Origin of the sequence: Vibrio sp. Y58_MX_L22 (genome assembly GCF_024181865.1) — a bacterium.
GTDB classification, from domain to species: domain Bacteria; phylum Pseudomonadota; class Gammaproteobacteria; order Enterobacterales; family Vibrionaceae; genus Vibrio; species Vibrio alginolyticus.
On sequence record NZ_JAMZAN010000005.1, the window covers coordinates 32,583 to 45,584 of the forward strand.

A 13,002-nucleotide genomic window follows, 5' to 3' on the forward strand; every position below is an offset into this window, starting at 1 on the left:
TCTTAAACAAAATACTAAAAAGCCAGAGCATTTGCTCTGGCTTTTGTTTCTCTTCAATAGATCACTGTTCAAGGTATAACTTTGCGGTTGTTGTTACTTTAATCATTTCATCTTGCAGCTCGAACATTTCAGGCTCAACTTCCTCAAGACTGATCCCTGAGCGCAGTGCTTGCTCAAGCGTCGCACAGAGTGATTTCAGCCTTGGAACGCCACAATATGAACTACTGCCGTGCAGCTTATGGATGACATGAATTAGGTCGTCACGAGAGATATCTTGTTGCTCCAGAGCTTGGTCAACGACTGCTTCTACTTCAGGGATGAACTCAATCAACATGCGCAGCATATCTTTGGCGAGATCCTCTTTATTCGCGCTCTGTTTCAAGGCTGCTTGCCAATCAATAATCACATCCTGCTGAGGCGAAGAAACGGATTGTGGTACGCTTCCTTCAGGTTCATCAACGTATGAAGGGGCGACTTTGCCAATGCTCTCTGTACAAGCATTGGGGTTCCAGTGAACCAAAACCTGTTGTAGCACATGCTCTTCAATAGGTTTGGTCAAGTAGTCATCCATTCCTGCTGAGAGCAAGCGGTCTCGTTCCCCTGCCATGGCATGCGCCGTTACCGCAATCACTGGCGTGTCTTTATTTAGCTCCAACTCTTTAATGTGCTTACAAGCGGTCACCCCATCCATTTGTGGCATTTGGATATCCATGAAGATTAAATCGTACTTTTTCTCTGTCGCCAGGTTCACCGCTTGCTGGCCATTGCTACAGGCGGTGACGGTTTCTACTCGTTCGCGGAGCAGTGCAGAGATCAGCTTCAAGTTTGCAGGGTTGTCATCCACTGCTAGTACAGTCAGAGGTAAACGGTCCCCTTCGCTTGGCGTAATTGGAGCGCTTAATACCGGTGGGGATTCTACATGTTCGCTAATCAGGCTTTGTAGCAATTTACGGCGAGACAATGGCTTGGTCAGGCACTGGACATGATGCTCAGTCATTATTTGGTCCGCAAGCGCCAATTCGGTACTCGGTGTCCCTAGGAGAACACTTGGAGCCATGCGTTTTGCTTGTTCTATCCAAGGTGTAATAACTTCCGCATCGTGAGTCTGGTTGGCCGCTAAATTCAACAGTACATAATCATATTGTTCTTCGTTGTTTGGTAGCGAAGAGCGGTAGGTTACTAAAATACCCTCCTGACTTAGAATCTGTTGGGTTACGGATGCGGCTTGCATGTTTGGTTCAATCAGCAGTAACTGCTTCCCAGTCAGAAGTTCCACTTCAATCAGTTCGCTCATTGGCATCTCGGTTGAGTGCAAGCGCACCGTAAACCAGAAGGTTGAACCTTGGTGTAGACGGCTGGTTAAACTGATTTCGCCGCCCATCTGGCTCACCAGTTTCTGAGTGATAACCAGACCAAGGCCAGTACCACCGTAACGACGTGAAATACTGGCATCCGCTTGGCTAAAGGCTTGGAACAACTGCGCTTGCTGACGCTCAGAGATACCAATACCGGTATCACGCACCATGAATTGTAGTTCGACGGAGTCTCCTGATTGAGAGCGCATTTCTACGCTAACATCAATGTTGCCTCGCTCGGTAAACTTGATTGAGTTACCTACTAAGTTCGTCAAAATTTGCTGGATACGTAGTGGATCCCCAACTAAACCTGGTGGAATTTTAGGGTCCACTTTTAGGGTGATTTCTAACCCTTTCTCATGTGCACTTGTGGCTTGTAGGTTAATTACCTCTTCTAAACTTTCTCGGAAATCAAAAGGAATATTTTCCAGCGCCAGCTTACCCGCTTCAAGTTTCGAGAAGTCGAGAATGTCATTGATGATATTCAGCAAGTTGTTCGCCGATTTCTCAATCGTCTGTAGGTAATCCGTTTGGCTGTTAGAAAGCTGCGTTTTAAGCATTTGACGAGTAAAGCCAATCACCCCATTGAGCGGAGTACGCAGCTCGTGCGACATGTTCGCCAAGAACTCTGACTTAACCCTGGCCGCTTCTTGCGCGCGTTTCTTCGCGATATCCAGCTCAACGTTCTGAATTTCTAGCTGCTCAAGCGTTTCACGTAAGTCGGATGTGGCTTGGTCTATACTGTGCTGCATCTCCACGTGATATTCTGATAACGATACCGCCATGGCGTTGATGCCATTTTTTAGCTGGTCTAACTCACCGTGCATTTTGCCTTCGATACGCACATCCAGATGACCGCGGCGAATGCGGTCAACGACATTCTTCATGTGGGTGATAGGTTGGGTCACATCGTGCATTAGACGTGAAGCAAACACACTTGCTAAGCCAAGACCGAGAACCAGAACTAAAAACGCAGAGAAGACTTCTTGATACTGTTGCAGCCTCAAGGAGGAGAGATCTAACTCGACGGCGATGTAACCAATCGCTTTTGTGCCTTGGCTTTCGTTCGACAACTCCGCTAAGTAGTGACCTTCTGACAAAATGGGGACACGCAATATCAGTGAGTTTTCGTAGATTTCCGAATTACCCAGTTGCGGGATCGGTTTATCTTTGGGGAACATCAAGGCTTCAAAATTAGGATGAAAGTTAGAGGTCACAAAGAGCTCATGATGTTCATCGAATACCGCGATACTACGAACCAGCTTGGAGTTTTTGCGGTGCGCGTAGCTTATCAAGCGACGTACCGCCTCTCGGCTTTCTGATAGTAGATGAGTTTCACTGGCAATCGCCAGCGGCTCAATAATGCTGTTACCAGTGGTGATAACTTGTTTCTCAAGGTCTTGGTAGCGGTTAAATGAGAAAAAGCCGCTCAGTAATAAACCAATAATGAGAGTGGGAGCGAGAGTTAGTGTAATTACACGTGCTCGTAAGCCATATCTGGTCATGTTATCTAATTACATCGGAGTCTGGATATGGGAAAATAACGCATTATTTCTCAAGCGCACGATAAAGCCTTGAGCAAAGAAGTGACGTCACCGAATAAACGGTAAGCATAATCAAGTCACTCGAATCACACAACGGCTGCAATCAAGAATAGTGAAGCCGAAGAGCAATTACACATAAATCAGGCATAGAGCATGGCACGCATCTTTCAACCGAAAAAGAAAACCCAACTCAATACTCGGCACCAAGCAGTGCAAGTGGAGCGTTTAGATCACCACGGCGCAGGCATTGCTTACCTCAAAAAGAAGCCATTGTTTATCGATGGAGCACTGCCGGGTGAGGAGGTGGTCACTCAATTGGTGGAAGAAAAGAGCAAGTTCGCTCGCGGTAAGTTGATTAAAATCCTTAAGCCGAGTGAAGCTCGTGTGGAGCCATTTTGCCCACATTATCATGAGTGCGGTGGCTGTGATTTGCAGCATCTAGATTATGACCAACAATTGACGTACAAACAGCAAACGTTGCGTCAGCTAATGCGAAAATTTTCAGGCAGTGACATTGAACTAGATGCCCCGTTATTGGGAGATTCGCAGGCCTACCGTCGCCGTGCGAGAGTGAGCTTGTTTGTTGATAAAAAAACACGTCAGCTACATTTTGGTTTCCGTAAAAAGCAGAGTAAGCAAATTGCGCAAGTGACTGATTGCCCAGTGCTAGCACCGGAACTGAATGTTTTGCTGCCAGAGATTTACTCAGCCCTAAAAGCGTTCAAAAAGCCTGAACAATTGGGTCATGTAGAGCTGGTACTTGGTGATAATGGACCGTGTATTACGCTGCGCCACTTGAGCGCTCTGACAACGAGTGAAACTCAATCTCTAACGGAGTTGGCAAAACGTCATGGCGCATCGTTGTACTTAATGCCATCGACAGAACAATTAGACCTTATCGAAGGCGATATGCCTTTTTATCAAGAAGTTGGAGTGAAAATCCCTTTTGCACCAAATAACTTTATTCAAGTAAACCAAGGTGTAAACCAACAAATGGTCAAACAAGCGGTTGAGTGGTTAGACCCACAAAAGAGTGACCGAGTGTTAGATTTGTTCTGTGGTTTAGGCAACTTTAGTTTACCAGTTGCGAAATTAGCTAAGTACGTGGTTGGAGTAGAGGGTGTTGCAGAGATGGTAGAAAAAGCCACAAACAATGCATCTTTGAACCAAATCAATAACGCGCAATTTTATCACGCTAACCTTGAGCAAGATTTTGAAGGCCAAGCCTGGGCCGCAGAGCGGTTTGATAAAGTATTATTAGACCCGGCACGCGCGGGAGCGAGTGGGATCATCGATCAAGTTTCTGAGCTTGGCGCACAGCGTGTAGTTTATGTTTCTTGTAATCCTGCTACCCTTGCTAGGGATAGTCAAAGCTTGATAGAGCAAGGCTATAAATTAACGAAATTAGGTATGCTGGACATGTTCCCTCATACCAGTCATCTAGAATCGATGGCATTGTTTGAAAAGTCCTAACTTTAGGACTTTGACCCCTTATTTGTGGTGGGTGGTCATAAAGCCAGCGTGTACGCGCGGTAAAAAGAACTAACCTGGACGGTGTTAGTCAAACCACACGAATATAATAATTAGGATGATGAGATGGTTGCGGTAAGAAGCGCGCATTTAAACCAAGATGAACAGTTTGAACTCGAAAACTGGGTGGCTAGCCTAGGACAAGAGAAAAACACAGCCTCACGCTTAATCGAAGTATATCGAGATTGCCAGACGGTATTAGCTGATAACGAGCAAGCGGAGCTGTTGTTGTGGCGTGGACGAGAAATGATCGAAATTTTGATCACCTTGTCTATGGATCAAGCCACTTTAGTGGCTGCTCAACTGTTTCCTTTGGTTTCAAGTGGTGCTTTTAACAGAGAAATTCTGGAAGAGAAATACAGCAAAGAAATCATAAAATTAATCGACGGCGTTGAAGAAATGGCTGCTATTGGCCAACTCAACGTCAACATGGAAGGCAGTGCAGCGTCATCTCAGGTAGATAACGTACGCCGCATGCTGCTTGCCATGGTGGATGACTTCCGCTGCGTAGTTATCAAGCTCGCGGAACGAATTTGTAACCTTATTGAAGTTAAAAAAGCGCCAGATGAAGTTCGACGTGCGGCGGCAAAAGAGTGTGCCAACATCTATGCGCCGCTAGCAAACCGATTAGGCATCGGTCAGCTGAAATGGGAAATTGAAGATTACGCTTTCCGCTACCAACAACCGGAAACTTACAAACAAATTGCCAAACAGCTTTCTGAGCGACGCATCGTTCGTGAACAGTACATCAAAGACTTTGTTGAAGACCTCACGCACGAAATGGAAGTGTCGGGCATCAATGCCGAAGTGAGTGGTCGACCTAAGCACATCTACAGCATTTGGCGAAAAATGCAGAAAAAGAGTTTGGCCTTTGATGAGCTGTTTGATGTGCGAGCAGTGCGTATCATCGCGGACAAACTGCAAGATTGTTACGCGGCTTTAGGCGTAGTTCACACCAAATACAAGCACCTACCGAGCGAGTTTGATGACTACGTTGCTAACCCTAAACCAAACGGTTATCAATCGATCCATACAGTAATTCTAGGGCCAGAAGGCAAAACCATCGAGATCCAGATTCGTACCAAGCAAATGCATGAAGAGTCGGAACTGGGGGTTGCAGCGCACTGGAAATATAAAGAAGGGGCAAGCAGCCGAAGCGGTTATGATGAGAAGATCACGTGGCTGCGTAAGTTACTGGATTGGCAAGAAGAAATGTCTGACTCTGGCGAAATGCTCGATGAGCTGCGTAGCCAAGTCTTTGATGACCGTGTTTATGCCTTTACACCACGTGGTGATGTTGTCGATTTGCCAATGGGGGCAACGCCGCTAGATTTTGCCTATCACATTCACTCCGAAGTGGGACACCGTTGTATCGGTGCCAAAGTCGGAGGTCGTATTGTGCCGTTCACGCATAAATTACATATGGGTGACCAAGTCGAGATTATCACTCAGAAAGAACCTAACCCATCACGTGACTGGTTAAACCCATCATTAGGCTTCGTTCATTCTGGTCGTGCGCGTGCCAAAATTAACGCCTGGTTCCGAAAACAAAGCCGTGAGAAGAACCTTGAAGCAGGTCGTGAAATCCTTGAGCATGAGTTAGCCAAAATTGGCGCAACGTTAAAAGATGCAGAGCATTACGCCCTCAAGCGGTTTAACGTCAAAACACCAGATGAATTGTATGTTGGTGTAGGTAGCGGTGATTTGCGCATCAACCAAATCATTAACCATATTAACGCGTTAGTTAACAAGCCAACGGCAGAGGAAGAAGACCAGCAAGCACTGGAAAAACTGCAAGAAGCTGAGCATAAATCACCCGCGCAAAGCCGACCGAAAAAAGACGCAGTTGTAGTAGAAGGCGTCGATAACCTAATGACACATCTAGCACGTTGCTGTCAGCCAATTCCAGGTGACGATATCTCTGGTTACATAACGCAAGGTCGTGGGATTTCAGTACACCGTAGTGACTGTGAACAGCTAGAAGAACTGCGCCATCATGCGCCAGAGCGCATCATCGATACAGTCTGGGGCAGCGGCTTTGTGGGGTCATACATCCTCACCGTGCGTGTTGAAGCGATGGAGCGAGGTGGTCTACTCAAAGACATTACGACACTGTTCGCCAACGAAAAGATCAAAGTGACCAGTATGAAGAACCGAGTCGACTACAGACGTCAACTTGCCATCATGGACTTTGACCTAGAAGTCACCAATATTGAGGTGCTTTCGCGGGTTTCGAAACGTGTGGAACAGATCAAGGATGTCATGACGGTGAAACGCCTCGGCTAAAACTCTCGTCATAGTTATCGTTGTAGCGTTGTTGACTGCACGCACTCGCTCCATCACATGGTGAACCATGCTCAGGAGTCTCGTTTGTTTGTCGCCTAGCTACAACTTCAACTATTTACAGAGTTACACTTGCGTCATATTTGGCTTTTTATCTGCGTTAGCTGCACTTATTCCGACGTGCCGGCTCAGGGGCATCACATAGTAGGCTATGCTCAGGAGTCGCGAAAACTTGTTGCCTTGTCAAAGTAACAATTACTTAGTGAAAGCTGCTGAGAAAATATAATGTAGAAGGTGAGTGGTTTTGGCTGCTCACCTTTTTCTTTAATAGAAAGGTTTAAAGGAACAAAAAATGAGTCATCCAATTGAACAGTTAGAACAAATCATGGCGAAGCTGCGTGACCCCGAAAACGGTTGCCCTTGGGACTTAAAACAAACCTTTGACACCATCGTTCCGCATACAATAGAAGAAACCTACGAGGTGGTGGACGCGATTCAAAATCGAGATTGGCCCAATCTAAAAGAAGAGCTAGGGGATTTGTTGTTTCAGGTGATTTTTTACAGTCAGCTAGCGAAAGAGCAAGAGCTGTTCGACTTTTCGGATGTCGTCGAAACCGTGAACGAAAAACTGACTCGTCGCCACCCGCATGTTTTTTCAGATGTTGAGTTTGAATCTGACGAGGAAATTAACGCGAACTGGGAAGCGGAAAAAGCAAAAGAAAAAGCCCTAGTAGGCAAAGCGGAAGAAAGTATCCTAGACTCAATACCAAACTCTTTACCGGCACTTTCTCGTGCTACAAAAATTCAGAAAAAATGTGCAAAATTTGGGTTTGATTGGGATTCACTTGGCCCGGTTGTCGATAAAGTACGAGAAGAAATTGACGAAGTCATGGAAGAGGCACTGCAAGTTCAGCCCGATGAAGAGAAAGTTGAGTTGGAACTCGGTGATTTGCTATTTGCGACTGTCAATTTGGCTCGCCACCTTGATAAAAACCCAGAAGTCGCGCTAGGAAAAGCAAACGTAAAGTTTGCGCGACGTTTTAAACAAGTTGAAGGCAAGGTCCAGCAGTTAGGCAAAGTACTCACAGATTGTTCTTTATCAGAACTCGACCATTTTTGGGATGAAGTAAAACAAGAAGAATCGAGGTAGAGGTAAACTGGCAGAATACATAATATAAGGTCAGCTTGTTTGGTTACACGAAAACGGACTTTGGTTTGTCTTTGCTCACTTTGATTTGAAGCAAAAAATAAAAAATTACGGTGTGATAGATTTCACGTTGTGGCGGTAAGGAGCTTCTGGTATATTTATCTCCCGTCCAGAAGCACTCCATTTCCCTCATTCAACCAATTTCAGGTTAAACATGACGACAAATTACATTTTTGTTACTGGCGGGGTTGTATCCTCTCTAGGTAAAGGTATTGCAGCAGCATCTCTTGCGGCTATTCTAGAAGCTCGTGGTCTTAAAGTGACTATGATGAAGCTTGACCCTTACATCAACGTTGACCCGGGCACAATGAGCCCTACTCAGCACGGTGAAGTGTTCGTTACAGAAGATGGCGCAGAGACTGACCTTGACCTTGGTCACTACGAGCGTTTCATCCGTACCAAGATGACCAAGCGTAACAACTTCACTGCAGGTCGTGTTTATGCCGACGTACTTCGTAAAGAACGTCGTGGTGACTACCTAGGCGCAACTATTCAAGTTATCCCTCATATCACTAACGCAATCAAAGATCGCGTTATTGCAGGTTCTGAAGGCCATGATGTGGCTATCGTTGAAGTTGGCGGTACTGTTGGTGATATCGAATCACTACCATTTATGGAAGCGATTCGTCAGCTAGCTGTTGAGCTAGGCCGTGAGCGCGCAATGTTCATGCACCTAACACTTGTTCCTTACCTAGCGGCAGCGGGCGAAGTGAAAACTAAGCCGACGCAACACTCTGTAAAAGAACTTCTATCTATCGGTATTCAGCCAGACATCCTAGTTTGCCGTAGCGATCGCGTTATTCCTGCGAATGAGCGTAAAAAAATCGCACTGTTCTGTAATGTTCCAGAAAAAGCAGTAATTTCAATGAAGGATGTAGACTCTATCTACAAGATCCCTCAGTTGATTAAATCTCAAGGGCTAGATGACCTTGTGTGTGCTCGCTTTGGTATTACTGCTCCTGAAGCAGACCTTTCTGAATGGGAACAGGTTATCTACGAAGAAGCAAATCCTACTGGTGAAGTAACCATCGGTATGGTTGGTAAATACATTGAATTACCAGATGCATACAAATCTGTGAACGAAGCGCTTAAACACGCTGGCTTGAAAAACCGTCTAAGCGTCACAATTAAGTATGTAGACTCACAAGATATCGAAACAAAAGGCGTTGAACTTCTAGAAGGTTTGGACGCAATCCTAGTACCAGGTGGCTTCGGCGATCGTGGTATTGAAGGCAAGATCCGTGCGGCTCAATATGCACGTGAAAATAACGTGCCTTACCTAGGTATTTGTTTGGGTATGCAAGTTGCACTAATCGAATACGCGCGTAACGTTGCGGGTATGGAAGGTGCACATTCAACAGAATTTAACAAAGAGACGAAGTACCCTGTGGTAGGTTTGATCACAGAGTGGGTAGACGAATCAGGTAGCGTAGAAGAGCGTACTGAAAAGTCTGACTTAGGCGGTACGATGCGTCTTGGTTCACAGCTATGTCACCTAGAGAAAGGGACTAAAGCTCGTGAACTGTACGGTAGCGCGACGATCCATGAACGTCACCGTCACCGTTACGAAGTGAATAACGTGCTTCGTCCGCAAATCGAAAAAGCAGGCCTAAAAGTATCAGGTCTATCTGCGGACAAGAAGTTAGTGGAAATGATTGAGAACCCAGCTCACCCATGGTTTGTAGCGGCTCAGTTCCACCCAGAATTCACCTCGACTCCTCGCGATGGACATCCATTGTTTGCAGGTTTTGTTAAGGCTGCGGGCCAAAACGCACGCGGCGAATTCGAGAAGTAAAAGGATACGGGCGGCGGCGAAGGTTGTGCTGCTGCCCTTTAAGATTGACATTTATATTTGAAACGAGAGGAAACATTAATGTCTAAGATCGTTAAAGTTCTAGGTCGTGAAATCATCGACTCACGTGGTAACCCAACTGTAGAAGCTGAAGTACACCTAGAAGGCGGTTTCGTAGGTATGGCGGCAGCTCCATCTGGCGCATCTACTGGTTCTCGCGAAGCTCTTGAGCTACGTGACGGTGACAAAGCACGTTTCCTAGGTAAAGGTGTTCTTAAAGCAGTTGAAGCTGTAAACGGCCCAATCGCTGAAGCTCTAGTTGGCAAAGACGCTAAAGACCAAGCTGCAATCGACGCAGTAATGATCGAACTAGACGGCACTGAAAACAAATCTAAATTCGGTGCTAACGCTATCCTAGCTGTTTCTCTAGCAAACGCTAAAGCTGCTGCTGCTGCGAAAGGCATGCCTCTATACGAGCACATCGCTGAGCTAAACGGCACTGCAGGTCAGTTCTCTATGCCTCTACCAATGATGAACATCATCAACGGTGGTGAGCACGCAGACAACAACGTTGACATCCAAGAGTTCATGATCCAACCAGTTGGCGCTAAGACTCTTAAAGAAGGTCTACGTATCGGTGCAGAAGTATTCCACAACCTAGCTAAAGTTCTTAAGTCTAAAGGCTACAGCACTGCAGTTGGTGATGAAGGTGGTTTCGCTCCTAACCTTAAATCTAACGCTGAAGCTCTAGAAGTTATCGCAGAAGCTGTTGCAGCTGCTGGTTACGAACTAGGTAAAGACGTAACTCTAGCTATGGACTGTGCTGCATCTGAGTTCTTCGACAAAGAAGCTGGCATCTACAACATGAAAGGCGAAGGTAAAACTTTCACTTCTGAAGAGTTCAACCACTACCTAGCTGAGCTAGCTAACCAATTCCCAATCGTTTCTATCGAAGACGGTCTAGACGAGTCTGACTGGGATGGCTTCAAGCACCAAACTGAACTACTAGGTGACAAGCTTCAACTAGTAGGTGACGATCTATTCGTTACTAACACTAAGATCCTTGCTGAAGGTATCGAGAAAGGCGTAGCTAACTCTATCCTTATCAAGTTCAACCAAATCGGTTCTCTAACTGAGACTCTAGCTGCAATCAAGATGGCTAAAGACGCAGGTTACACAGCAGTAATCTCTCACCGTTCTGGCGAAACTGAAGATGCAACTATCGCTGACCTAGCGGTAGGTACAGCTGCAGGTCAAATCAAAACTGGTTCTATGAGCCGTTCTGACCGTGTTGCTAAGTACAACCAGCTAATCCGTATCGAGGAAGCTCTAGGTGAGCGCGCTCCTTTCAACGGTCTTAAAGAAGTTAAAGGTCAAGCTTAATTCTTAATTGAATTAACCGCTTAACTTAAAGCTTTTGAAAACGCCTCGCACTTGCGGGGCGTTTTTTATATGACGGAAGCTCTAAATGAGCGCGCTCCTCCATGTTTCAAGGAAGCGGTCTCAAAGAAGTTAAAGATCAAGCTTAATTCTTATTGAGTAAAGTTTCGCTAAATAGCTTTTTGAAACCATCGCTACGGCGGTTTTTTGTATTTATAGGTTTGTATTTTTGGCTCTTACTTTGGTCATGGGTAAGGAGCGCTTCCTATGAGCTTGTTTCATTTTGCTGCTTATTTCTTGTAAGGAGCGTGTGAGTCTCCCTTTCTCCCCTAGAGGCAACCTCGCATTTATGCTATATATGTCACCTTATCTAATTCCTTCCGGTACAGAATGTTAGCAGCGATATGCGAATCTTTGTTATAGCCCTTACGCTACTGTTTGGCTTGCTTCAATACACTCTATGGTTTGGTAAAAACGGAGTGTCTGACTACTACACAGTAAAAGATGAAATTGAAGTTCAGCAACAAGTGAACAGCAAGCTACAAGCTCGCAACAATGAAATGTTCGCTGAGATTGATGACTTAAGGCAAGGTCTTGATGCGATTGAAGAACGTGCGCGTCATGAGCTCGGTTTAGTTAAAGATGGCGAGACTTTTTACCGCATTATAGGTGAGGAAAACCATTAAAATGTTGGATATGAACTCATCGCATATCGCAATTGTGCCAGCTGCGGGTGTGGGTAGCAGAATGAAGGCAGATCGCCCTAAGCAATATTTATTGATCGAAGGTAAAGCGGTACTGGAACATACCGTAGAGAAACTGCTTTCCCACCCAAATATTTCTAAGGTTGTCGTTGCCATTACTGACGGCGACCCATATTACCCAGAATTGTCCATTGCTAAGCACCCAGATGTGATTCGTGTAGCTGGTGGTAAAGAAAGAGCAGACTCTGTGTTATCAGGGCTAAACTATGTCAATGAGCATCTGGAAAGCGAGTGGGTATTAGTCCACGACGCTGCGAGGCCATGTGTATTAACATCCGACATTGACCGTTTGATTGATGTTTGCTGCGCCCACTCAACGGGTGGCATTCTCGCATCTCCTGTGAGAGATACAATGAAGCGAGCAAACGCAGTGCAAGATATCGATCATACGGTAGATAGAGAAGCATTGTGGCATGCACTGACTCCACAAATGTTTAAAACTCAGCAGCTTACTCAAGCACTGGCTGACGCATTAGAACAGGGTGTAACTATTACTGATGAAGCCTCGGCTTTGGAGTGGTTAGGCGAGAAGCCAGCCTTAGTTCAAGGGAATGCGAACAATATAAAAATCACTCAGCCAGAAGACCTTGCGTTAGCCGAGTTTTATCTAAGCCGTGAGCGCGGCGAATAAAGAAAGGATAGAAAATGATTCGAATTGGTCATGGTTTCGATGTACATAAATTCGGTGGTGAAGGCCCAGTCATTATTGGTGGTGTAGCAATCCCTTATGAGCAAGGTTTGATTGCACACTCAGATGGCGATGTAGCGTTGCATGCGTTAACGGATGCTCTGCTGGGCGCGATTGCTGCCGGCGATATTGGTCGTCATTTCCCAGATACGGATGATAAATGGAAAGGCGCAAACAGTCGTGAATTACTGAAAGACGTTTACCGTCGAGTTAAAGAGCAAGGCTACCGTCTTGGCAATGCTGATGTAACCATCATGGCACAAGCGCCTAAAATGGCACCACACATTGACGCAATGTGTGCGGCGATAGCCGAAGACCTAGAAACCGACATTAGTAACATTAATGTAAAAGCGACGACGACAGAACGTCTCGGTTTTACTGGACGCAAAGAAGGCATTGCAACGGAAGCCGTTGTACTTCTGTTTAAGCAATAACTAGCAATTTGCTCCTCTAAGCTGT

9 protein-coding genes are annotated in these 13,002 nt (G+C 45.7%); 8 read left to right on the plus strand and 1 reads right to left on the minus strand.

The annotated features are described in order from the left end of the window. Positions 1-61: 61 nt before the first annotated feature. Positions 62-2,860 (minus strand): two-component sensor histidine kinase BarA, encoded by a 2,799-nt coding sequence (gene barA, locus NL626_RS12895; protein WP_253657424.1) that lies wholly within the window; start codon positions 2,858-2,860, stop codon positions 62-64. A gap of 192 nt (positions 2,861-3,052) precedes the next feature. On the opposite strand from barA, the gene rlmD reads away from it, so the two are divergent. From rlmD to ispF, 8 genes are all read left to right on the plus strand, one after another. Continuing rightward, the gene (rlmD, locus tag NL626_RS12900) at positions 3,053-4,372 is read left to right on the plus strand and encodes a 23S rRNA (uracil(1939)-C(5))-methyltransferase RlmD (RefSeq protein WP_213961249.1); all 1,320 of its coding nucleotides are present in this window, start codon (positions 3,053-3,055) and stop codon (positions 4,370-4,372) included. Positions 4,373-4,495: 123 nt separating this feature from the next. Beyond that, a complete protein-coding gene (relA, locus tag NL626_RS12905) occupies positions 4,496-6,715 on the plus strand; it encodes a GTP diphosphokinase (RefSeq protein ID WP_005380915.1) in 2,220 nt (739 codons plus the stop codon). Between the two features lie 349 nt (positions 6,716-7,064). Next, positions 7,065-7,862, plus strand: coding sequence for a nucleoside triphosphate pyrophosphohydrolase (gene mazG, locus NL626_RS12910; protein ID WP_253657425.1), 798 nt, complete (start codon positions 7,065-7,067; stop codon positions 7,860-7,862). A 211-nt stretch (positions 7,863-8,073) separates the two neighbouring features. Beyond that, positions 8,074-9,714, plus strand: coding sequence for a CTP synthase (locus NL626_RS12915; RefSeq protein ID WP_021034029.1), 1,641 nt, complete (start codon positions 8,074-8,076; stop codon positions 9,712-9,714). Between the two features lie 78 nt (positions 9,715-9,792). After that, the gene (gene eno / locus NL626_RS12920) at positions 9,793-11,094 is read left to right on the plus strand and encodes a phosphopyruvate hydratase (protein ID WP_005383785.1); all 1,302 of its coding nucleotides are present in this window, start codon (positions 9,793-9,795) and stop codon (positions 11,092-11,094) included. A gap of 401 nt (positions 11,095-11,495) precedes the next feature. Continuing rightward, the gene (ftsB, locus tag NL626_RS12925) at positions 11,496-11,777 is read left to right on the plus strand and encodes a cell division protein FtsB (protein WP_005380907.1); all 282 of its coding nucleotides are present in this window, start codon (positions 11,496-11,498) and stop codon (positions 11,775-11,777) included. 1 nt (position 11,778) lies between these two features. Next, positions 11,779-12,486 (plus strand): 2-C-methyl-D-erythritol 4-phosphate cytidylyltransferase, encoded by a 708-nt coding sequence (gene ispD, locus NL626_RS12930; protein ID WP_017821625.1) that lies wholly within the window; start codon positions 11,779-11,781, stop codon positions 12,484-12,486. A 14-nt stretch (positions 12,487-12,500) separates the two neighbouring features. Further along, positions 12,501-12,977: a 2-C-methyl-D-erythritol 2,4-cyclodiphosphate synthase gene (gene ispF, locus NL626_RS12935; RefSeq protein WP_005380896.1), complete on the plus strand. Its 477-nt coding sequence runs from the start codon at positions 12,501-12,503 to the stop codon at positions 12,975-12,977. Positions 12,978-13,002 lie beyond the last annotated feature (25 nt).